Source organism: Microterricola pindariensis (assembly GCF_002936985.1).
Classification (GTDB): Bacteria; Actinomycetota; Actinomycetes; order Actinomycetales; family Microbacteriaceae; genus Microterricola; species Microterricola pindariensis.
In genome coordinates this window covers 1-22412 of sequence record NZ_MPZN01000052.1, presented here as the reverse complement: position 1 = coordinate 22412, position 22412 = coordinate 1, and the positions used below count along the sequence as shown (strand labels likewise).

General features: G+C 70.2%; 21 protein-coding genes. 13 read left to right on the top strand and 8 right to left on the bottom strand.

Going from position 1 to position 22412, the window contains the following annotated elements:
• From GY24_RS13415 to GY24_RS13375, 9 genes are all read left to right on the top strand, one after another.
• A partial coding sequence (locus GY24_RS13415) for an isocitrate/isopropylmalate family dehydrogenase (protein ID WP_267892619.1) occupies positions 1-399 on the top strand: 399 nt, incomplete at its 5' end.
• Between the two features lie 143 nt (positions 400-542).
• Complete coding sequence (locus tag GY24_RS13410) at positions 543-2450, top strand: heavy metal translocating P-type ATPase (protein WP_104476580.1); 1908 nt, start codon at positions 543-545, stop codon at positions 2448-2450.
• A 62-nt stretch (positions 2451-2512) separates the two neighbouring features.
• Complete coding sequence (locus tag GY24_RS13405) at positions 2513-3670, top strand: ROK family transcriptional regulator (RefSeq protein ID WP_104476578.1); 1158 nt, start codon at positions 2513-2515, stop codon at positions 3668-3670.
• Positions 3671-3718: 48 nt separating this feature from the next.
• Entirely contained in the window at positions 3719-5023 is a 1305-nt protein-coding gene (locus GY24_RS13400) for an extracellular solute-binding protein (protein WP_104476576.1), read from the top strand.
• A gap of 115 nt (positions 5024-5138) precedes the next feature.
• Positions 5139-6095 carry a carbohydrate ABC transporter permease gene (locus tag GY24_RS13395; RefSeq protein WP_083363142.1) on the top strand — a complete coding sequence of 319 codons (957 nt, stop codon included), beginning with the start codon at positions 5139-5141 and terminating at the stop codon, positions 6093-6095.
• Positions 6092-7009, top strand: coding sequence for a carbohydrate ABC transporter permease (locus GY24_RS13390; protein WP_104476574.1), 918 nt, complete (start codon positions 6092-6094; stop codon positions 7007-7009). The genes GY24_RS13395 and GY24_RS13390 overlap by 4 nt, the downstream gene beginning before the upstream one ends.
• The gene (nagZ, locus tag GY24_RS13385; RefSeq protein WP_104476572.1) at positions 7006-8529 is read left to right on the top strand and encodes a beta-N-acetylhexosaminidase; all 1524 of its coding nucleotides are present in this window, start codon (positions 7006-7008) and stop codon (positions 8527-8529) included. Before GY24_RS13390 ends, nagZ begins: the two co-directional genes overlap by 4 nt.
• Positions 8526-9449: an ROK family protein gene (locus tag GY24_RS13380; protein ID WP_104476570.1), complete on the top strand. Its 924-nt coding sequence runs from the start codon at positions 8526-8528 to the stop codon at positions 9447-9449. The genes nagZ and GY24_RS13380 overlap by 4 nt, the downstream gene beginning before the upstream one ends.
• Positions 9450-9452: 3 nt before the next feature.
• Entirely contained in the window at positions 9453-10238 is a 786-nt protein-coding gene (locus GY24_RS13375; protein ID WP_083363146.1) for a glucosamine-6-phosphate deaminase, read from the top strand.
• Positions 10239-10310: 72 nt separating this feature from the next.
• Here GY24_RS13375 and GY24_RS13370 read toward each other — a convergent pair whose 3' ends face one another.
• Positions 10311-10688 carry a YrdB family protein gene (locus tag GY24_RS13370; protein WP_231919357.1) on the bottom strand — a complete coding sequence of 126 codons (378 nt, stop codon included), beginning with the start codon at positions 10686-10688 and terminating at the stop codon, positions 10311-10313.
• Between the two features lie 35 nt (positions 10689-10723).
• On the bottom strand, positions 10724-11605 hold the full coding sequence (gene purU, locus GY24_RS13365) for a formyltetrahydrofolate deformylase (protein ID WP_083363148.1): 882 nt from the start codon (positions 11603-11605) through the stop codon (positions 10724-10726).
• 167 nt (positions 11606-11772) lie between these two features.
• Between purU and GY24_RS13360 the strand changes: the two genes are divergently transcribed.
• Positions 11773-12978, top strand: a complete 1206-nt coding sequence (locus GY24_RS13360; protein ID WP_104476568.1) for an MFS transporter — start codon at positions 11773-11775, stop codon at positions 12976-12978.
• Between the two features lie 10 nt (positions 12979-12988).
• On the opposite strand, the gene nagA is transcribed toward GY24_RS13360, so the two are convergent.
• Genes nagA through GY24_RS13330 form a run of 6 tightly spaced genes read right to left on the bottom strand, consistent with a single transcriptional unit; the run spans position 12989 to position 18620 of the window.
• Entirely contained in the window at positions 12989-14176 is a 1188-nt protein-coding gene (gene nagA, locus GY24_RS13355; RefSeq protein WP_233279367.1) for an N-acetylglucosamine-6-phosphate deacetylase, read from the bottom strand.
• Positions 14173-14961: a DeoR/GlpR family DNA-binding transcription regulator gene (locus GY24_RS13350; RefSeq protein ID WP_067225809.1), complete on the bottom strand. Its 789-nt coding sequence runs from the start codon at positions 14959-14961 to the stop codon at positions 14173-14175. Before GY24_RS13350 ends, nagA begins: the two co-directional genes overlap by 4 nt.
• The gene (locus GY24_RS13345) at positions 14958-15815 is read right to left on the bottom strand and encodes a class II fructose-bisphosphate aldolase (protein ID WP_104476564.1); all 858 of its coding nucleotides are present in this window, start codon (positions 15813-15815) and stop codon (positions 14958-14960) included. Before GY24_RS13345 ends, GY24_RS13350 begins: the two co-directional genes overlap by 4 nt.
• Positions 15812-16759 (bottom strand): 1-phosphofructokinase family hexose kinase, encoded by a 948-nt coding sequence (locus tag GY24_RS13340; protein ID WP_104476562.1) that lies wholly within the window; start codon positions 16757-16759, stop codon positions 15812-15814. Before GY24_RS13340 ends, GY24_RS13345 begins: the two co-directional genes overlap by 4 nt.
• Positions 16756-17715, bottom strand: a complete 960-nt coding sequence (locus tag GY24_RS13335) for an ROK family protein (RefSeq protein ID WP_233279366.1) — start codon at positions 17713-17715, stop codon at positions 16756-16758. Before GY24_RS13335 ends, GY24_RS13340 begins: the two co-directional genes overlap by 4 nt.
• Positions 17712-18620, bottom strand: coding sequence for an SIS domain-containing protein (locus GY24_RS13330; RefSeq protein ID WP_104476558.1), 909 nt, complete (start codon positions 18618-18620; stop codon positions 17712-17714). Before GY24_RS13330 ends, GY24_RS13335 begins: the two co-directional genes overlap by 4 nt.
• A gap of 374 nt (positions 18621-18994) precedes the next feature.
• Between GY24_RS13330 and GY24_RS13325 the strand changes: the two genes are divergently transcribed.
• From GY24_RS13325 to GY24_RS13315, 3 genes are read left to right on the top strand one after another with little or no spacing between them, the layout of a single operon-like run.
• A complete protein-coding gene (locus GY24_RS13325) occupies positions 18995-20251 on the top strand; it encodes an extracellular solute-binding protein (protein ID WP_104476556.1) in 1257 nt (418 codons plus the stop codon).
• Positions 20252-20291: 40 nt separating this feature from the next.
• Entirely contained in the window at positions 20292-21242 is a 951-nt protein-coding gene (locus GY24_RS13320; RefSeq protein ID WP_104476554.1) for a carbohydrate ABC transporter permease, read from the top strand.
• 2 nt (positions 21243-21244) lie between these two features.
• Positions 21245-22165 (top strand): carbohydrate ABC transporter permease, encoded by a 921-nt coding sequence (locus GY24_RS13315; protein ID WP_233279365.1) that lies wholly within the window; start codon positions 21245-21247, stop codon positions 22163-22165.
• The last annotated feature ends 247 nt before the right edge of the window (positions 22166-22412 follow it).

Sequence of the window (22412 nt, the reverse complement as noted above, 5' to 3'; positions counted from 1 at the left end):
GGCGACGTCCAGTCCGACACCGTCGCGCAGGGCTTCGGCTCGCTCGGCCTGATGACCAGCGTTCTGGCCACGCCGGACGGCAAGGTCGTCGAGGCCGAGGCCGCCCACGGCACCGTGACCCGTCACTACCGCCAGCACCAGGCGGGCAAGCCCACCTCCACCAACCCGATCGCCTCGATCTTCGCGTGGACCCGTGGCCTGAACCACCGTGGAAAGCTCGACGGCAACCAGGCCCTCATCGAGTTCGCCGCAACGCTCGAAGACGTCGTCATCAAGACCGTCGAGAGCGGCAAGATGACCAAGGACCTCGCGCTCCTGGTCGGCCCGGAGCAGGGCTACCAGACCACCGAGGAGTTCCTCGCCGAGATCGCGAACAACCTCAAGGCCCGCCTCGCGTAAGCGACACAGCCTGATGTGACCCAGGGGGTCGGATGCCGCGGCATCCGACCCCCTGGTGTTTCACGCCGGCCGGTCCCGCGTCGCCGGCTGAGGGCAGCCTGCGCTTGCTGGCGGCGCCCGGCCGCATCCGCCAGACTCGACGCATGGCCTGGATACGCACTCACGCCCGCCGCTACCCCCTGCTCGCCACGACGCTGCTCGTCATCGTCGTGGGCGTCGTGCTCTGGGCGGCCGGCTGGGGAACCGAGCCGACGAACCTCGTGCGCTGGCTGTTCAGCGGCTTCGCCCTGGTCGTGGCCGCCATGCAGGCCGTGCGGATGGTCCGCGACATCATGCGCGGCCACTGGGGCCTCGACATCCTCGCCGTCACCGCCATCATCGCGACGGTGCTGGTCAATGAGTACGTGGCGAGCATCGTCATCGTGCTCATGCTCACGGGCGGGGAGGCCCTCGAGGACTACGCGGCGGGCCGCGCCAAGCGCGAGCTCAACGCCCTGCTCGCGAAGTCGCCGCAGTCCGCCCACCGGGTGCTGCCGGGCGGCGGCATCGAGGAGATCCCCGTCAGCGAGGTCGCCGTCGGAGACACCCTGCTGCTGCGCCCGGCCGAGATCGTGCCCGTCGACGGCGTGCTGCTGGGGCAGGGCGGCGCCTTCGACGAGTCCTCGCTCACCGGCGAGAGCATCCCGGTGGAGCGCGGCACCGGCGACGCGGTGCTGAGCGGCTCCGTCAACGGGCAGGCCGCCCTGCAGATCCGGGCCACCGCGACGGCCGAGAACAGCCAGTACCAGCAGATCGTCGCCCTCGTCGCGGCTGCCGGGGAGAGCAAGGCCCCCGTCGTGCGCCTGGCCGACCGCTACGCGGTGCCGTTCACCCTGTTCTCGCTCGCCCTGGCCGGCATCGCCTGGGCGGTCAGCGGCGACCCGGTGCGCTTCGCGGAGGTGCTCGTCGTGGCCACGCCCTGCCCGCTGCTGATCGCCGCCCCCGTCGCCTTCATGGGCGGCATGAGCAGGGGAGCCCGCAACGGCGTGATCGTCAAGGGCGGCGGGGTGCTCGAGAAGCTGGCCCGCGCTCGCACCGTGGTGTTCGACAAGACCGGGACCCTGACGCACGGGAGGCCGAGCCTGACCGCCGTGCGCCCGGCGCCCGGCTTCGACGCCGACGAGGTGCTGGCGCTCGCGGCATCCGCCGAGCAGTACTCCTCGCACGTCCTCGCGGCCTCCATCATGCGCTCCGCCGAGGAGCGCGGCCTGGCCCTGCGGCCGGCCGAGACGGCCCGGGAGGTGGCCACGCACGGCGTCGTCGCCACGATCGACGGCCGCGTGGTCACCATCGGGAAGCTGAGCTTCGTGCGGGCTGCGGCCCCGGATGCCCGGGCGACGGAGCTCTCCGGCGGCGAGCTCTCGATCGCGGTCGCCGTGGACGGCCGCTTCGCCGGGTCCATCGTCGCCAGCGACAGTGTGCGGGGCAACGCCGCCGCCACGATCGCGGCGCTCCGTCAGCTCGGCGTGCGGGACAGCATGATCTTGACCGGGGACGCCCAGTCGACGGCCGACCACGTGGCCGAGCAACTCGGCATCACCCGGGTGCAGGCGGAATGCCTGCCGCAGGACAAGGTCGTCGCGGTGCGCGCCATCACCGAGCGGCCCGTGATCATGGTGGGCGACGGGGTGAACGACGCCCCGGTGCTGGCCGCCGCCGACGTGGGCATCGCGATGGGGGCCAAGGGGGCGACCGCGGCGAGCGAGTCAGCCGACGTCGTCATCATGGTCGACGACATCGCGCGCGCCGCCCGGGCGGTGCAGATCGGCCAGGACACCATGCGCATCGCCCTGCAGAGCATCTGGATCGGCATCGCGTTCAGCGTGGTGCTCATGCTGATCGCCGCGTTCGGCCTGATCCCGGCCACGGTGGGCGCCGCCCTGCAGGAGGTGGTGGACCTCGTGACGATCCTGAACGCGCTGCGGGCGATCGGGATGCGCCGCGACGCCCGGTGGAGCCTGCCGGAGGCCCGGCCGGAGCGCGCCCCGACGGGCAACATCACGAATCGATAACCCGGGGAGGTTTTTCGCGATCGGGCTTGCACATTGTTTGTTCGTAAGCTTTACTAACAAACATGACCGCAACGCAGCCCAGTCATGGGCGCATCCTCAGGCCCACCGCAAAGGTGTTGCCGGAGCATGCCCGCGGCCACAATCGCTCGCTCGTCCTGCAGACGCTGTACCGGCAGGGACCGCAGAGCCGCGCCGACGTGTCGCGTGAAACCGGGCTGACCCGGGTCACCATCTCCGACCTCGTCGCCGGCCTGATGCAGGATGGCTTCGTCATCGAGCTGGGCCAGCGCGAGGCGGCCCGCCCCGGCAAGCCGGCCACGATGATCGACATCGACCGCGCCGCCTTCCAGATCATCGGTGTCGACCTCTCCGACCAGCACATGCGCGCCGCCCTGCTCGACCTGGACGGCACCGTGCTGGAGCGCGAGAACGCCGACCGAGCCGGGCGCACCGGCGACGACGCGCTTGCCGCGGTCGTCGGCCTGATCGAGGGGCTCGTGCTGCGCGCCACGGCGCCGCTGCTCGGCATCGGCGTCGGATCGCCCGGCATCGTCGACGCCGACGGCACCGTGCTCACCGCGCCCAACCTGGCCTGGACCCTGCTCCCGCTGCAGGCGATGCTGCGGGAGCGCTTCGACATCCCCGTCCTCGTGGCCAACGACGCCGACGTCGCCGTGCTCGCCGAGCACAGCTTCGGCCGCGCCAGCGGCGACGTCATGCTGGTCAAGGTGGGCGCCGGTGTCGGCGCCGGCCTGATCCTCGGCGGGCGCCCCTTCTACGGCAGCCACTCCGCGGCCGGCGAGATCGGGCACGTCGTGATCGGCACAGACGGCGGACCCGCCTGCGCATGCGGCAAGATCGGCTGCCTCGAGGCCTGGTTGAGCGTGCCCCGCCTGACCGAGCAACTCGCGGCCACCACGGGCACGGAGGCCGAGCAGGCCGCCGCGCGCGAACTCATTCTTCGGGAGGCAGGTCGCCGGCTCGGCATCATCCTGGCCCCCGTCGTCGGAGCACTCAACCTCTCGGAGATTGTGTTGAGCGGCCCGACGGAACTGCTTGATGGCCCGCTGGCAACAGCAACCATCGAGACACTCCGGAAGCGAACGATGGCCGAGTTCACTGGTGATCTCGCCCTCCGGATGACCTCGCTGGCACAGGACGACATTGTTCTGCGCGGCGCGGCTGTCATGGTCCTCTCAGGACAACTCGGGGTCTCATAGAGACCCCGTCTCGCAGCACCACACCCAACCAAGAGTAAGGAATCCGCAATGAAGAGAAGGTATGCAGCCCTCGCACTGGGCACCGCAGCGGCACTCGTTCTTGCTGGTTGCAGCGCAACCACCGGCAACGAGGGCGGTAACACTGGCGGCTCCGCCGAAGGTCAGAACATCACGCTGTGGCTGATGGGTGGCGACACCCCTGACGCACTGCGCGACTACCTCAAGACCGAGTACAAGGATGCCACCGGCGGCACCCTCACGATCGAGGAGCAGGGCTGGGGCGACGCCCTCGCCAAGCTCACCACCTCGCTTCCCGACGCGGCGAACACGCCTGACGTCGTCGAGATCGGCAACACCTGGTCCCCGACGTTCACCAACGTCGGCGCGTTCAGCGACGTCAGCGACCTGGTCCCCGAGCTGGGCGGCGACAAGCTGATCCAGTCCTTCGTCGAGGTCGGCAAGGTCGACGGCGCCAACTACGCGCTGCCGTACTACTTCGGCTCGCGGTACAACTTCTACCGCAAGGACATCTGGGCGGCCGCGGGCAAGACCGTCCCCACCACCCTCGCCGAGTTCGACGAGACCGTGAAGTCGCTCCGCACCGACAGCCAGTCCGGCTTCTACATCGGCGGCTCCGACTGGCGCAACGCCATCTCCTGGATCTTCGCCAACGGCGGAGAGCTCGCGGAGAAGGACGGCGACAAGTGGGTCTCCACCCTCTCCTCCGAGAACAGCCAGAAGGGCATCACGCAGTTCGCCGAGCTGTTCGCGGGCGCATCCCTCGCACCCGCGACCGAGTTCGACAGCACCCCGTGGGTCAACATCAACAACAACGAGGCGACCGGCGCTCCCGAGGCCGCGACCATCATCGCTCCGGGCTGGGCTCACTGGTCCATCGGTGACCTCGCCGCCGACCCGAAGGACGCAACCAAGATGGTCGCGACCTGGAACGACGACGTGTTCGGCACCTTCGTGCTCCCGGGTGTCGACGGCGGCGCAGCCCCCGTCTTCGCCGGTGGCTCGAACATCGCCATCTCGGCGGCCAGCAAGAACCAGGAAGGCTCCCGCGAGCTGCTGAAGATCGTCTTCTCCCCGGAGTACCAGACGCTCCTCGGCGAGAACGGCCTCGGCCCGGCCAACCTGGACTACGCCTCGGCTCTCGGCGACGACCAGTTCGCCGCAGCGCTCATCGAGTCCGCTGCCTCCTCCAAGCTGACCCCCGCCGCTCCCGGCTGGGCAGCCGTCGAGGGTGCCGCACTGCTCGAGGAGTTCTTCGGCAAGGTCTCCGCCGGTGGCGACATCAAGGCGCTCTCCGCTGAGTACGACGAGAAGATCACCGCGCTGCTCAACTAGCAGCGACTGCACCACCACGCACCACTTGCAACACTTGGGGCCGCGGGAGCAACCTCCCGCGGCCCCTTCCACTCACGCCATCGCATTTACCTCGCATTGAAAGGAGGATGAGACCATGAGCTCAACCGTCGCCACCGCTCCGGAGAAGGCCGCGCAGAAGGATCGCCAGGTCGCCAAACCCCGGCGCCGCCTGCCAACGCCCTACCTGCTCCTCATCCCATCCGTCGTCATCCTCCTCATCGGCATGGGCTACCCGCTCATCTGGCAGACCATCACGTCCTTCCAGAAGTTCGGCCTGTCCCAGCAGTTCGGCCAGCCGGCGCCGTTCGTCGGGTTCGAGAACTACCTCTCCCTGGCGACCAACCCCGACATGTGGGGCGTCGTCGTGCGCTCGCTCGTGTTCATGGCCGTCACCGCCTTCATCACCCTCGCGATCGGCCTGCTGCTGGCGGTTCTGATGACCGCCGTCGGCAAGGTCGTGCGCCTCACGCTGCAGATCTCGCTGCTGCTGGCCTGGGCCATGCCGGTCGTCGCCGCGATGACCGTGTGGATCTGGCTGTTCGACCGCCGCCGCGGCGTCGTCAACTACCTGCTCGACATGATCCCCGGCGTGGAGATGAACCGCTTCGCCTGGCTCGAGAACCCGTTCACCTTCTTCATGGTCGCCTGCATCATCGTCGTCTGGATGTCTGTGCCCTTCGTCGCCTTCTCGGTGTACGCGGGCCTCACCCAGGTCTCCGACGAGGTGCTCGAGGCCGCCCAGCTCGACGGCGCCAGCGCCTGGCAGCGCCTGAGCTTCATCATCATGCCGATGATCCGCCCCGTGATCGCCATCGTGCTGCTGCTGCAGCTCATCTGGGACCTGCGGGTGTTCACCCAGATCACGATGCTGCAGGATGCCGGCTCGCGCGCCGCCGAGTTCGACCTGCTCGGCACCTACATCTACAAGCTCGGCGCCGGCTCGCAGGACTTCGGCATGGCCTCTGCCGTCTCCATCTTCGTGCTCCTGCTCACCGTCGCGATCAGCTGGTACTACGTGCGTAGCCTTCTCAAGGAGGACGAACAGTCATGACCACCGCAACCACCCCCAACCAGACGCAGCTCCTGACCACCGGTCAGACCGGTCGTGCCGCCCGGGCGCGCACCCGCCGCCCGCTCCGCGTCAGCCGCGTGATCTACTCGGCCCTGGCCATCGTGATCGCCCTCGGCTGGGTCTTCCCGGTCTACTGGATGATCAACTCCTCGCTGCTGCCCAACCGCACGCTGCAGTCCTTCATCCCGACGTTCTTCCCGGTCAACGGCTCGCTGAACAACTACGCCAACACGCTCGCCGACGGCACGTTCTTCTCCGCCCTCGGCATCAGCCTCTCGGTCACCCTCATCGCGGTGTTCTTCTGCCTGCTCTTCGCCTTCCTCGCCGCCGTGGCCATCAGCCGCTTCCGGTTCAAGGGGCGCAAGAGCTTCGTCCTGGCCGTGCTCATCGTGCAGATGCTGCCGGCCGAGGGCCTGTTCATCGCGCAGTACAAGATGGTGGCCAGCGTCGGGCTGCTGAACTCGGTCATCGGGCTCAGCGTCATCTACACGGCCGCGGTTGTGCCGTTCACGATCTGGATGCTGCGCGGCTTCGTCGCCGGCATCCCGGCCGACCTCGAAGAGGCCGCCATGGTCGACGGCCTGAGCCGCACCCAGGCCTTCCTGCGCATCACGTTCCCGCTGCTGGCGCCCGGGCTCGTGGCATCCGGTGTCTTCGCCTTCCTGCAGGCCTGGAACGAGTTCACCGTCGCGCTGGTGCTGCTGCCGGCTGAGGCGATGCAGACGCTGCCGCTCTGGCTGCGCGGCTTCATCCAGGCCAGCGCCACCCGGGAGACCGACTGGGGCCAGGTCATGGCCGCATCGACCCTCGTGGCCGTGCCCGTCATCATCTTCTTCCTCATCGTCCAGGGTCGCATGACCAGCGGACTCGTCAGCGGAGCGGTCAAGGGATGACGCCGATCGACCGCGGTCTGAGCGGGCAGGACACCCTGCGGAGCCAGATCGCCAGAACTCTGCTGCCCGGATTCGTCGGGACCACGCTGCCGGAGTGGCTCGCGGAGCGCCTCCGCGGCGGACTCGGCGGGGTGTGCCTCTTCGGGATCAACATCGAGTCGATGCCGCAGCTGCGTGCCCTGACCGCCGAGATCCGCGCCGCCAACCCGCTGGCCGTCATCGCCATCGACGAGGAGGGCGGCGACGTCACCCGCCTCTACTACGCGGTGGGCTCGCCCTACCCCGGAGCGGCCGTGCTCGGTCGCGGCGACGACCTCGCCCACACCGAGAACGTGGCCAGGCTGGTCGGCTGGGAGCTGCGCAGGGCCGGCTGCACGCTCAACTTCGCCCCCTCGATCGACATCAACTCGAACGCCGACAACCCCGTCATCGGCGTGCGGAGCTTCGGCGCCGACCCCGAGACGGTTGCCGCACACGGCGCCGCCTGGGTGCGCGGCCACCAGCAGACCGGTGTCGCCGTCAGCGCCAAGCACTTTCCAGGGCACGGCGACACGGCCGTCGACTCGCACCTCGCACTGCCCGTGATCGACCGGAGCGCCGCCGAGCTGCGCGAGCGCGAGCTCGTCCCGTTCCGCGCGGCCATCGCCGCCGGGGCGCGCACCATCATGAGCTCGCACATCCTGCTGCCGCAGCTGGACGCCGAGCGACCGGCCACCTTCTCACGCACCATCCTGCAGGGACTGCTCCGCGAGGAGCTCGGCTTCGCTGGGGTCATCGTCACGGACGCCCTCGACATGAAGGGCGCCAGCGGCGAGCACGGCATCGCGGAGGCGGCCGTGCTCGCCCTCGCCGCCGGCTGCGACCTGCTCTGCATCGGAACCGAGAACACCGACGCGCAGCTGGGCGAGATCGAGGCCGCCGTGCTGGCGGCGCACGAGGCCGGGCGCATCGGGTCCGGGCGCATTGCCGAGGCCGCGGGCCGCGTCATCCGCCTGGCCGAGGAGGGCCTCGAGCTGGAGGCGAGTGTGCCGATCCCGGCTCTCGTCGACACCGAGGTGGACCCGACGCTGGCCGCCGCCCGCGTGGCCGCCACCTTCGACGTGTCGGATGCCGCAGCGCGCTGGCTCGCCGGCGGCGAGCCGGGCAGCATCGTGCGGATCGACACCGAGGCGAACATCGCCGTCGGCGTCGCGCCGTGGGGCCCGTTCGCCGCACTCGGCACGGACCCCGGCCCCGCCTGGGCCGAGCAGAGCGTGCAGATCGTCGCTGAGGGGGGACAGTCACCGACCGGCCTGGCCGGCCGCGTCCTCGTCATCGGCAAGGACAACCACCGGCATGCCTTCGCGCGCGCCGCGATCGACGCCATCCGCGCCAGCGGCGCCGAGGTGCTCGTCGTCGACATGGGCTGGCCCTCCGACGACCGGGCCTACGCCGACATCGCCACCTTCGGCGCGTCCCGGCTGCTCGGCCGGGCACTCCTGGAGCTGCTCGGCGCCCCGGCGGCGGAGCGCGCGGCGTGAGGATCGGCATCGACATCGGCGGAACCAAGACCGCCGCAATCGCCGTCGCCGACAACGGCAGCTTCGGCGAGCCGCTCCGGCGGGCGACAGGGTTCGGCGCGCGGGCCGTGCTGGACAGCGCGGAGGCCAGCGTGCGTGCGCTCGCCGAGCGCGCGGGCCTCGACGTCTCCGCGTTCACCTCGATCGGCGTCGGCATCCCCGGCGCCGTGGACAGCGCGAACGGGGTCGTCTCACACGCCGTGAACCTCGGCGTCTCCGAGCTCGCGCTCGGCCGCGAGCTGGGCGACCGGGTCGGCGTCCCCGTGCGCGTGGAGAACGATGTGAAGGCCGCCGCGCTCGGCGCCCACCAGCTGAGCATCGACGGCGCCACGGCCTCCGGCGAGCTGTTCGGCGGCAGCATGGCCTACCTGAACCTCGGCACCGGGCTCGCCGCCGGCATCGTGCAGAACGGGGTGCTGCTGCGCGGCGCCACCGGCACGGCCGGCGAGATCGGCCACCTGCCGCTGGACCCGCGCGGTGTGCTCTGCGGCTGCGGCCAGGTGGGCTGCCTGGAAACCGTCGCGTCCGGATCGGCCATAGCCCGAATGTGGCCGAGCAGTGCGGAGTACCCGGTGCTCGAGCTGTTCGAGTTGGCGGCGGCCGGCGACGCCGCGGCGCTCGCGGTGCAGCGCACCTTCTTCGAGGGGGTGGCCGCCGGGGTTCGTGCACTGGTGCTCACCGTCGATGTGGACCGAGTCGTGATCGGAGGCGGTTTGAGCGCCATCGGCGAGCCGCTGCTTCGCGGTGTGCGCGGCGTACTGGCAGACTGGTCGGTGAGCTCGCCGTTCCTGGCCTCCCTGGCCCTGGCGGAGCGGGTGCGGCTCATCCCCATCGGATTTCCCGCCGCTGCCTTCGGCGCGGCATTAGTAGGAGTGAAGTAATACGTGGCTGAAATCGTTATTGTCCCGAACGCAGATGCCGCAGGCGAGCTGGTTGCCGACGCGATCCTGCGCCTCGTCGGACGCACCCCGGATGCCGTGCTCGGGCTGGCAACGGGCTCGACCCCGCTGTCGAGCTACCAGGCGCTGGCCGCCAAGGTCGCTGCACAGCCCGTCGACCTGAGCGCGGTACGCGGTTTCGCCCTCGACGAGTACGTCGGCATCCCCGTCGGCCACCCGGAGAGCTACCGCTCCGTGATCAACAGGGAGGTCGTGCAGCCGCTCGGCCTGAACCCGGATCTCGTGCACGTGCCGAACGGCGCGTTGGACGGCATCCAGACCGCAGGAGACGAGTACGAGGCGGCGATCCTCGCCGCGGGCGGCATCGACCTGCAGATCCTCGGCATCGGCCGCACCGGGCACATCGGCTTCAACGAGCCCGGCTCCTCGCTGACCTCGCTGACCCGCACCAAGACCCTCACCGAGCAGACCCGCATCGACAACGCGCGCTTCTTCGACTCGATCGACGACGTGCCCGTGCACTGCATCACGCAGGGCCTCGGCACGATCCTGCGGGCGCGCCACCTGGTGCTGCTGGCCTTCGGCGAGGCCAAGGCCGACGCCATCGCCGCCGCCGTCGAGGGCCCCGTGTCGGCCAGCCAGCCGGGTTCGGTGATCCAGCTGCACCCGCACGCCACGGTGATCATCGACGAGGGCGCCGCCTCCAAGCTCGCCAACAGCGACTACTACCGCCACGTCTGGAACACCCGCTTCGACTGGGAAGAGCTCTAGGCCCCAGCGCCACACGCAGAAGCCCCGCATCTCCTCGAGATGCGGGGCTTCGTGTTTCGCGTCGGGTGCCGCCTAGAGGCGGCTGCGGCCGTTGATCACGCCGCTGACGGTGGCCAGCAGGGCGAACGCGCCGGCGACGATGGGCAGGCCCATGCTCCACCAGGCCAGGGCGACAGAACCCATCACGATGATCTCGAACAGGGCGCGGCCGAAGGCATCCACCTGGAACACGGCCTTGGGCGAGAGGAAGAGGGCCCAGAGCAGGATCGCGATCAGCGGCGCGCCGATGGCGAAGGCGACGCCCGGCCAGGGCATCGGCCACATCGTGAGGCCCCAGATCGCGAGCGAGATCACCGCGACGACCTCGAGGATGAACCGGATGATGTCGTTCGGGGTCACGCGAGGGGCCGCGGATGCCGTCGGGCTGGGGGTGTCGGGCGTATCAGTCACCCCACCAGCCTAACCGGCGCGGCCCAGCCTCCGGATCAGCGGAAGATGATGGTGCGGGCGCCGTCCAGCAGCACCCTGTCCTCCGCGAACCACTTGACGGCCTGGGTGAGCGTGCGGCTCTCCTCGTCCTGGCCGATGGCGACCAGCTCGGAGGCGCTGCGGGAGTGGTCGACGCGCACCACGTTCTGCTCGATGATCGGGCCCTCATCGAGGTCGCTGGTGACGAAGTGCGCCGTCGCGCCGATCAGCTTGACGCCGCGGGCGTGCGCCTGCTTGTAGGGGTTGGCGCCCTTGAAGCCGGGCAGGAAGCTGTGGTGGATGTTGATGGCGCGGCCCTCGAGGGCGGTGCACAGCTCGGGGGAGAGGATCTGCATGTAGCGGGCCAGCACGACCAGCTCGATCTCGTGCTCCTCGACGGCGCGGAGGATGCGCTGCTCGAAGGCGGCCTTGCTCTCGGCATCCGTCACCGGGTAGGCCTCGAACGGCACGCCGTAGAAGCCGGCCAGGTCGCGCAGGGTGCTGTGGTTGGAGAGCACGAGCGGGATGTGCACCGGCAGCAGGCCGGCCCGCTGGCGGAACAGCATGTCGTTCACGCAGTGCGCGGCCGTGGAGGCCAGCACCAGGGTGCGCAGCGGCCGGCCGACGACGTCGAGCCGCCAGTTCATGCCGTAGTGCGCCACGACGGGGGCCAGGGCCGCCTCGAGCACCTCCCGCCCCGCCTGGGTCTCGATCTGCAGGCGCATGAAGAAGCGGCCGGTGTCGTTGCTGGCGAACTGCTGGCTCTCGGTGATGTTGCCACCGGCCTGCACCACGGCGCCGCTGATGGCGTGCACGATCCCGGGGCCGTCGACGCAGATGAGCGTCAGCACCCAGTGGTGTTGGGCGGGCGGGGGCGTGAGGGCGGCGTCGAACTCCATCCCTCCAGCCTAGCCACCCGGGGAGCCTGCCTGCGGTGCGCCCCGTGCCCTAGGCTGGACGCGGCTGTGCGATCTGACACGGCCCTGGGCGCGCACAACAGCGCGTAGTCGACCCGCCCCGCCGCCCCGCGAGGCCGAGCGGGGAACGCCATTCATGGGTATCACGAATGACTGAAACTGCTCCCTCCCGCCACGCGCCGCCCGCATTCCCCTGGGTGGGCCTCCTCACCCTGGCCGTCGCGGTGTTCCTCTCGATCACGATCGAGATGCTGCCGATGGGCCTCCTGCCCGACATGAGCGCCGAGCTCGGCGCCAGCGAGCCGGAGGTGGGCCTGCTCGTCAGCGTCTTCGCCTTCACCGTCGTCCTCTCCAGCGCCCCGCTGATGGCCCTGACCCGCCGGCTGCCGCGGCAACCGCTGCTCGTCGGGGTGCTGGTGATCCTCGCGCTGTCCGCCGTGCTGACGGCCATCGCCCCCAGCTACGAGTTCATCGTGGCCACCCGGGTGCTCGGCGGCGCCGCGCACGGGCTGTTCTGGTCCATCGTCGGCGCCTACGCCGGCCACCTGGTGCCCAAGGAGCAGCTGGCACGCGCCGTGGCCATCACCACGGCGGGCGGCTCGCTCGCCTTCGTGCTCGGCGTCCCGCTCGGCACGGCGCTCGGGCACGCCTTCGGCTGGCGCGTGGCGTTCGCCGGCATCGCCGGCCTCACCCTCCTCGGAGCCCTCCTGGTCTGGCGGCTGCTGCCCGGCGTGCAGCACCGGCACGCTCCGGCCGACGGCGCCGAGCACGTCTCGGTGCGCCGCGACCCCACCCTCGTCGGCGTGATCGTGGTCTGCGTCGTCACCGGCGTGGTGATGATCGGCCAGTACGCGGTCTACACCTACATCGCGCCATACCTGATCGAGGTGCTCGGGGCGGATGCCGCGGCCGTCGGCCCGCTGCTGTTCGGCTACGGCATCGCCGGCGCGCTCGGCCTCCTGCTCGCCGGCACGGTGCTCGGCCGGCACCCGACCCGCGGCCTGCTCATCGCCTTCGCCGGCGTCGGCGTCGGGGTCGCCGCGCTCGCCCTGCTCAGCGAGACGCCCGCGCTCGCCATCGCCGCGTTCCTGTTCTGGGGCGTGGCCTTCGGCGCGCTGCCCCCGATGCTCAACACGCGCCTGCTGCACACGGCATCCGCCCGCATCAGGGACGCCGCAGCGGCCTTCTACACGACGGCGTTCAACCTCGGCATCGGCGGCGGCGCGCTGCTCGGAGCGGCGCTCTACGCCACCCTCGGGCTGCAGGCGCTGCCCTGGGTGTTCGTCGGCATCCTGGCGCTCTCCTTCGTGCTCGTGCTGGTCACCTCGAGGCGCCCGCACGTGCACCCGCACTAGCTGGACTGCGTCAGACCAGCTGCGCCCCGTCGGCCCAGACGGCCGCCACGGTGAAGTCGTCGTTCAGGATGAGCGCGTCGGCGGCGAACCCTGCCGCGAGCGTGCCGAGGTCGTCGCCGCGCCCGATGGCGCGGGCGGGGACGGCCGTGACCGCCTCGATCGCGGTCTCGATGCCGATGCCGACCTCGGTGACCGCGCGGCGCACCGCGTCGTCGAGGGTGAGCGTCGAGCCGGCGATGGAGCCGCCGTCGACGAGCCGGGCGACGCCATCCGTGACGGTCACCGCGAGGGCGCCGAGGAGGTAGTCGCCGTCGGCCGAGCCGGTCGCCGCCATGGCGTCGGTGATGAGCGCGATGCGGCCGGGGGCGGCGTTGAACGCCATCCGCACGACCTCCGGGTGCACGTGGGTGCCGTCGTTGATGACCTCCAGCGTGACGCCACCCGCGTGCAGGGCGGCGGCGACGGGGCCCGGCGCGCGGTGGTGGATGCCGCGCATGCCGTTGAAGGCATGGGTCAGGATGCTGGCCCCGGCGTCGAAGGCCGCGAGGGCCTGGTCGTAGTCGGCGGCGGTGTGTCCGACGGCGACGGCGACCCCCGCGTCCACCAGGCGGGCGATCGCCTCCTGAGCGCCCGGCAGCTCCGGGGCGAGGGTGATCTGACGGAGGGTGCCCGCGGCGGCATCCAGCATCGCGTCCAGCTCGGCGGGGGCCGCCGAGCGCAGCAGCGCCTCGTTGTGCGCGCCCTTGTAGGTGGTGTCGAGGAACGGGCCCTCCAGGTGTGAGCCGAGCACCAGCGGGTCGATCGCGGCCAGCTCCGCGACGGTGCGCAGGCTGCCGAGCAGTGCAGGGCCGGTGTTGGTGACGAAGGAGATGACCGAGCGCGTGGTTCCGTGCGCGCGGTGCACGGCGAGCGCGGCGCGGATGCCGTCGATGCCGTCGTCGAAGGCGGCCCCGCCCGCGCCGTGGCAGTGGATGTCGACGAAGCCGGGGGTGAGCCAGCGGCCGCCTGCGTCGGTGACCGCGGTCTCCGCGGAGGCCAGCTCGCGCCAGCCGTCCCCGCTGCCGACGGCGAGCACGCGCTCGCCGGAGAACGCCACCCAGGCGTCCGCGGTGATCTGCCCGCCGGTGACGAGGCGGGCGGAATGGATGATGATCGTTGCGGGGCTGAGGGGATTCGGGTTCACGGCATTAGTGCTCACTGAGCGATGATCACGTCATATCCGTGCTCGGTCAAGGCGGCGCGCTGTTCCGCGGTGATTCCGGCGTCGGTGATGACGGTGCCGAACAGGCGGGCGTCGCCCATGGCAGCGAAGGCCTTCTTGCCAATCTTGCTGGAATCCGTCACGAGCACGGCGCGGGCGGCCCGGGAGGCCATGAGCCGGTTGACGCTGGCCTCGCGCTCGTCCTGCGTGGTCGCGCCGAGCACCGGGTCGAGGCCGTTCGCGCCGATGAAGGCGATGTCCAGCGTCACGCTGTTCAGCACCGCCGCGGCGTAGTCGCCGACCAGCTCGTAGGAGCGCGCATGCACGACGCCTCCGGTCATCACCGTCTTGATCTGCGGACGCATCGCCAGCTGGGAGGCGATGTTGATGGCATTGGTGACGACAGTCAGATTGGCCTGCGGGCCCGCCTCGGCCAGATCGGGCCGGATGCCGAGTGCGGAGGCGATCACCGTCGATGTCGTGCCGCCGGAGAGGCCGACGACGGCGCCGCGCGGCGTCATGGCGCTGGCAGCCCTGGCGATCGCCGACTTTTCCTCTGCGTGCTGCTGCAGCTTGTAGCGCAGCGGGAGGTCGTAGGCGACGGTCTGCCCGATCGCCCCTCCCCGGGTGCGGGTGAGGAGGTTCTGCGCAGCCAGTGTGTCCAGGTCGCGGCGCGCGGTGGCGGGCGAGACGTCCAGTCGGCTGACGATGTCGTCCACCTCGACCTGCCCGTCGGCGGCGAGCAGGTCCAGGACGGCGTTCAGTCGTTCGGCGCGGTTCATGCGAAAACCTCCATCGGGGTGCGCAGGGCGAACAGTTCCAGCAGCCTAGCCGCCTCGGCGGCGACCGCCGCGCGGCCCGGGGCGATGTAGGTGCGGGAGTCGACCACGGCGGGGTTGGCGTGCAGGTAGCCGCGCAGCGCCCCCGTGAAGTGCGCGTTCAGGTGCGTGGACACGTTGATCTTGGTCATGCCGGCGCGGATGGCAGCCTGGATCTGCGCGTCGGATGCCCCGGAGGAGCCGTGCAGCACGAGCGGCACGTCGAGCGCCGCGCGCAGCTCGGCGATCAGCGCGGTGTCGAGGCTGGCGGAGCGCTCCGTCATCGCGTGCGAGGAGCCGACGGCCACGGCGAGGGCGTCCACGCCGGTGGCTGCGACGAACGCCGCCGCCTCAGCCGGGTCCGTGCGCACGCCGGGGGCGTGGGCGCCGTCCTTGCCGCCGACCTTGCCGAGCTCTGCCTCCACGTAGACGCCGGCGGCGTGCGCGCGCTCGACGACCCGCGCGGTGATGGCGACGTTCTCGGCGTAGGCCAGGTGCGCCCCGTCGTACATGACGGAGCCGAAGCCGAGCTCGATGGCCCGGTAGGCGAGCTGCTCGTCCTCCGCGTGGTCGAGGTGCACGGCGACCGGGGCGGTGGACGCCCCGGCGATGGCGAGAGTGGCCAGGGCGATCGGCTCCAGCGCGCCGTGGTAGCTGACGCAGTTCTCGGAGATCTGCAGGATGACGGGCAGCCCGGCGGCCTCGGCGGCGGCAACCAGCGCCTCGGCCGTCTCGAGGTGGATCACGTTGAACGCGCCGATGCCGGTGCCGGCGGCCGCGGCATCCGTCATCAGGGTGCGGGTCGGGGTCAGCGTCATGAGGGGGTCTCCGTGTGGCGTTCGATGCGGATGGTGGTCGACAACTCGTCATGCAGGGGGGAGATCTCGCCGGCCAGCGGCATGAGCACCGCGGCGGCCGACCACGCCGTCGCCCGGCGCAGGATCGCCTCGGTGGGCGGGGTGGCGCCCGGCGACTCCGCGAAGCAGCTCGCGACGGCGGCGACGGCGGCGTCGCCGGCCCCGGTCGGGTTGCCGGCCAGCGGCTCGGGCAGCCGGGCGCTCAGGTGGCCGGACGGGTCGTCGGCGCTGACGGCGATCATGCCGGCGCTGCCGAGCGAGAGCAGCACGAGCCGGGCGCCGCGCGCGATCAGGGAGCGCGCGCCGCGGATCGGGTCGGCGATGTCCGTGGCCGCGACGAGCTCGTCGCGGTTCGGCTTCAGCACCGTGGCGCCCGCATCGGCGGCCGCGAGCAGGGCGGGTCCGGAGGTGTCGATGACGCTCGGGATGCCGGCCGCCGCGGCCCGGCGCACCAGCCCGGGGTAGAAGTCGGTGTCGGCGCCGGGCGGCAGGCTGCCGGAGCCGACCAGGCAGCTGGCGCCGGGAAGCGCATCGTCGACGGCGGCCAGGAGCTCGGCCCACTCGGCGGCGCTGTGGTCCTCGCCGTACTCGTTGAAGATGCTGGTCTCGTCCGCGCCCGCGTCGTAGAGGGCGAGGGAGCGGCGGGTGCTCGCCGCGACGGGAACCAGGGTGTGCGGGACGCCGCTCGCGCTCAGTTCGAGTTCGAGCTCCGCCCCGGTCGTTCCGCCCGCGGTCGCGATGGCGAGAACGGCGAGGCCCTGCTGGTCGGCGACGCGGGCCACGTTGAGGCTCTTGCCGCCCGCACGGGCCATGCCGCTCGGCACCCGGTGGGTGGCGCCGGGCTCGATCCTGTCCACCCACCAGGTGAGGTCGAGGGCGGCGTTGGGGGTCACCGTGATGATCATGCCGTGTGCTCCGTCTGGACCAGGTCGCGGGCGCGCAGGGCCGCCCCGATGAGGCCGGCATTCTCGCCGATCTGGGCGGCGACGATGCGCGGCCGGCGGTGGAAGGTGAGCATGCCGTCGAGGGCCGCCTCCAGCGGCTCGAACAGGGCGGGTCCGGCCTGGGCGAGCCCGCCGCCGAGCACGACGACCTCGGGCGCGATGATCGTGATGACCTGGGCGATGCCCAGTGCCAGGGCGTGCACGGCCTCGTCCCAGACCGCCTGCGCGAGCGGGTCGCCGGCCTGGGCGCGCTGCAAGACGGCGCGGGCGCCTTCCGAGGGTGTGCCGCTGCGCTCGGCGTAGCGGCGCGCGATGGCGCCGGCCGAGGCGATCGCCTCCAGGTGGCCGCGGCCGCCGCACGAGCAGTCGGGGCCGTCCGCCACGATGGAATGGCCGATCTCGCCGGCGTAGCCGCCGGCGATGTGCGGCCGGCCGTCGACGAAGAAGGCCCCGGCAAGGCCGGTGCCGATCACGAGGACGGCGGCGTCCTGCGTGCCGCGGGCCGCCCCGAGGCGGAACTCGGCCTCACCGGCTCCGCGCACGTCATGGCCGAAGGCGACGGGCAGGCCGAGCAGCTCCATGCCGAGGTCGCGGAACGGCGCGTCCCGCCAGCCCAGGTTGGCGGCGAACACGCCGATGCCGTTCTCATCGTCGACGAGCCCCGGCACGATGATGCCCGCCGCGCGCGGGGCGACGGCGGGGAACTCACGGGCATACCGGGCGGTGATCTCGGCCGCGAGGGCGAGGACCGCGCCCGGGGTCTCCGCACCGGCAAGCGGCGTCGGTGTGCGGGTCAGGCCGAGCATGGAGCCGTCGCCGGCGAACAGTGCGGACTTCGTGTCGGTGCCGCCGACGTCGAAGGCGACGACGGCGGCACCGGGGCCGAGCGGGTGCGGGGGCATGGGAGCGGCAATCACTCGCTCAGGATGACAGACCGCGTGAGGTTGCGGGGTGCGTCGGCGTTCAGGCCCTTGGCGCGGGCGCGCTCCAGCGAGACGCGCTGGGCGCGGACCAGGTCGGCCAGCGGGTCGAACGAGCTCGTCTCGAAGCGTGCGCCGGTGCGCGCGACATCCGCCGCCAGCCCGACCGGGGCCTCGCCGAACATCCAGGTGACGCGGCCGGGGGCGGCGATCGCGATCGGGCCGTGGCGGTACTCCATCGCCGGGTAGGACTCTGTCCAGGACTGCGAGGCCTCGCGCATCTTGAGGCCGGCCTCGTGGGCGAGCCCCACCGTCCAGCCGCGGCCGAGGAAGGTGTACTGCTCGGCGGTGAGCAGCTCCTCGTCGAGCGGGGCGTCAACGGCGGCCTGGGCGTCGGCGATGGCGGTGTCCAGGTTCTCGCCGAGCGACGCGCGCAGGAACGTGAGGGCGGTGGTGGCGAAGCGGGTCTGCACGACGGACTGCTCGTCGGCGAAGGGCAGCTTGACCAGGTCGTCGACGTCGTCGACGAAGGGGGAGTTCACGTCGCCGACGATGCCGATGATGCGCTTGGAGCCGCGCTGGGCGCGCACCAGCTCGAGCACCTCTGAGGTGGTGCCGGAGCGAGTCAGCGCGATGATCGCGTCGTAGTCGCGGTCGACGAAGGCCTCGGATGCCGCATAGGCGTCGGTCACCCCCTGGCCGCTGCGCTCGCGCAGCTCGGCGTAGGCCTGGCCCATGAACCAGGAGGTGCCGCAACCGACGATGGCGACCTTCTGCCCGGCGGCCGGCATCAACGACTGCTCGGCGGTGAGCGCCGCAGCGCGCGCCCAGACCTCGGGCTGGGAGGCCAACTCGATGGCCATGTGCTCCGGTGTCAGCGCGGTCTGCTGGGGGTCCGTCATGGGAATCTCCTCGGTGTTGTGCGCCTGGGTGGCCGATTCGGCGACGTGCTCGCAAAGGCTTCTGTAGTGATCGAATCTGATCTTATCTTTGAGTTAACCATCACTGCAACGCTCGTTTTGCGATAAATGCTGCAACAACATGATTTGTAAGGAGTGCTAATAAAATCTCGGTAACGATTCGGTCGCGGTATTGACGGGGCGAGCGATGCAGGTCATGATTTCGAGCAGTCGGTGAATGATATTGATTGTTTACTGGTCATAACGGTCATGAAGCATCAGGCAAGCATCCGCGAGTCGCTGTTTCCGACACAACGCACTGTCGCGTGAGGCTCCTTTGGCGGCAGGGCACCCCATCCAAGAGTGAGGAAGCACCAATGAAGAAGTCTTTGCGCGTCGGCGCCATGGTCGCAACCGCGGCGCTGGCAACCATGACGCTCGCGTCCTGCGGGTTCGGAGGCGGCACGAGCGGCGACGCCGGTGACGCCGGCGGCTCGGTCACGACGCTGAACCTGCTCGTCCCCAGCTACTCCGACAGCACCAAGGGGTTGTGGGAAGACGTCATCGCCGGCTTCGAAGCCGCCAACTCCGACATCAAGGTGAAGCTGGAAGTGCAGTCGTGGGAGAACCTCGACTCGGTCATCACCACCAAGGTCTCCGGCGGCCAGGCCCCGGACATCTTCAATGGCGGCCCGTTCGCCGGCTTCGCGGCCGACGACCTGCTGTACACGACCGAAGAGGTCGTCTCGCCGGCGACCCTCGCCGACTTCCAGGACACGTTCATCGAGAACGCCGCTGTCGACGGCACCCCCTACGGCCTGCCGCTGATCGCCTCGGCCCGCGCGCTGTTCGTCAACAACGACCTGCTCGAGCAGGCCGGCGCGACCATCCCCGCCACGTGGGACGAGCTGCTCGAGTCGGCCAAGAAGGTCTCCGCACTCGGCAACGGCATCGCCGGCTACGGCATGCCGCTCGGCTCGGAGGAGGCGCAGGCGGAGGCCGCCGTGTGGCTCTGGGGCGGTGGCGGCACCTTCGGTGACGAGACGACCATCACGGTCGACACCCCGGAGAACCTCGTCGGTGCCCAGTTCATCCAGAAGATGGTGACCGAGGGTGCAACCCAGGCAGATGCCGGGTCGACCGACCGCACCCCGCTGATGGACATCTTCGTCCAGGGCAAGATCGGCATGCAGGTCGGCCTCCCGCCGACAGTCGGCCAGATCGCGGCCGGGAACCCGGACCTCAACTACACGATCGCCCCGATCCCGACCCAGGACGGCAGCGCCCTCACCGTCGGCGTCGCCGACCACCTGATGGCGTTCAAGAACGACGGCACGAAGCAGGAGGCGATCACCAAGTTCTTCGATTACTACTTCTCTGCCGATGTCTACGTGCCGTGGGTCCAGACCGAGGGCTTCCTGCCCACCACCAAGTCCGGTGCCGAGCAGCTCAACGGCGAGGAGTCGCTGAAGCCGTTCCTCGACGCGCTGCCCGCCGCGGAGTTCTACCCGAGCACCAACGCCAAGTGGTCCGCCACCGAGGCAGCGTTCAAGGCGCTCTTCGGCCAGCTGGCACAGGGCAAGGACGCCGCGGGCGTACTCGCCGAGATCCAGGCGCAGTCCGACGCCGGATAAGCAAGAGAACCGACACCGTGGGATCGATGAAAGCAGCGAGATGAGCAAGACGACGAAGCAGAAGACATCGATCCCTGCGGGGGCGGCCACCGGCCGCCCCCGCAGCGGGACGGGCGGGAAAGACCTGCTCGACGCGCTGCCGTGGATCGCCCCCGTGCTGGCCCTCATCGTCGGCGTGGTGTTCTTCCCCGCCGGCGTCATGTTCTACAACTCGACCCGCGACATCAGCCAGAGCGGGATCGACAAGGGGCCCGTGGGCTTCGACAACTACCTCGAGGTCTTCAACTTCGCCTACTTTTGGCCGATCTTCGGCAGAACGATCATCTGGGTCATCGCCGTCGTCGTGCTGACCGTGCTGCTCTCGCTCGCGCTCGCACAGCTGCTGAACAAGGCGTTCCCCGGGCGCCAGCTGGTGCGGCTCGCCGTGATCGTGCCCTGGGCGGCATCCGTGGTCATGACGACGATGGTCATCTACTACGGCCTCGAGCCGTACTTCGGAATCATCAACAAGTTCCTGGTGGACATCGGCCTCATCGACACCCCGGAGGGCTTCGGCTGGACGAGGAACGCCGACACGGCATTCGCCTGGTCCATCGTGATCGCCGTCTTCGTGTCGCTGCCCTTCACCACCTACACGATCCTGGCCGGCCTGCAGGGCGTGCCGGGCGACGCCATCGAGGCCGCCAAGATGGACGGGGCGAGCCCGTCCCGCACCTACTTCAGCATCGTGCTGCCGCAGCTGCGCGGGGCGATCAGCGTCGCCGTGCTCATCAACATCATCAACGTGTTCAACTCGCTGCCGATCCTCAAGGTGATGACCGGGTCGATCCCCGGCTACGACGCGGACACCATCATGACGATGATCTTCAAGTACATCCAGAACCAGCACAAGATCGACGTCGCCAGCGCGCTGAGCGTCGTCGCGTTCGTGATCGTGATCGTGATCGTGGCGATCTACGTCAAGGTCGTCAAGCCCATGAAGGAGGTCTGATCGTGAGCACCGCGACCCTGCCGGAGCAGAGCACCCACGCCCCGGCCGTCCCCCGGCCGCCCGTCAAGCGCAAGCGGCGCTACACCGAGGACCAGGTCTCGGCCGGCAAGGTCGCCTGGCGGATGGCCGCCGGCCTGGCCGTGCTGCTGATCTTCATCCTGCCGTACCTGATCATGTTCTTCGGCTCGGTCAAGTCCAAGTCCGAGATCCGCTCCGTCGACCCCACCTACCTGCCGACGGAGTGGCGCTGGGAGAACTACATCACGATGTGGTCGACGCCCGAGACGCCGCTGGTGCAGAACCTCGTGTCGACGATCATCATCTCGGTCTGCGCCACGCTGCTGGTGCTGCTCGTCGCGCTGCCCGCCGCGTACTACACGGCACGGTTCCGTTTTCCGGGGCGCATGGTGTTCCTGTTCCTCGTGATCGTCACCCAAATGCTGCAGCCGGCCGTGCTGACCTCCGGCCTGTTCCGACAGTTCATCACGCTGGGGCTCTCCGACACCTGGCTCGCGATGATCCTCGTGAACGCGGCGTTCAACCTGTCGTTCGCCGTGTGGATCATGCACAGCTTCTTCGCCGGCATCCCGAAGGAGGTCGACGAGGCCGCGCAGATCGACGGCGCGTCCCGGCTGACCGTGTTGTTCCGGATCAACCTGCCGCTGGTCTGGCCCGGCATCGTCACCGCGATCGTGTTCACGTTCGTCGCCTGCTGGAACGAGTTCGCGGCTTCGCTGGTCATCCTCTCCACCGACGGCAACCAGCCGCTGTCCGTGGCGCTGACGAAGTTCGTCGGGCAGTACGAGACCAGTTGGCACTATGTCTTCGGCGTGTCCATCGTGGCGATCGTGCCCGTCGTGGTGCTGTTCATGCTGATCGAGAAGCGGCTCGTCGGCGGTCTGACGGCCGGCAGTGTGAAGTAGCCGACGCGCCTCCTTGGGAGGTGAAAGTGGGCGAGGGAGGTCCGATTCTGCGGAACCGGCCTCCCTCGCCCACTTTCACCTCCGGTGTGGGCGTGGTCAGCGGGCCAGGTGTGCCCCGCGCGCCATCGCGGCGAGGATCTGTGCCTCGACGGTGGGCCAGTCGAACAGGATCTGCTTGTAGTCGAAGCGGAGAACCGTGTAGCCGCGCAGCACGAGGCGGCGGTCCGCGGCGATGTCCCTCCCACGC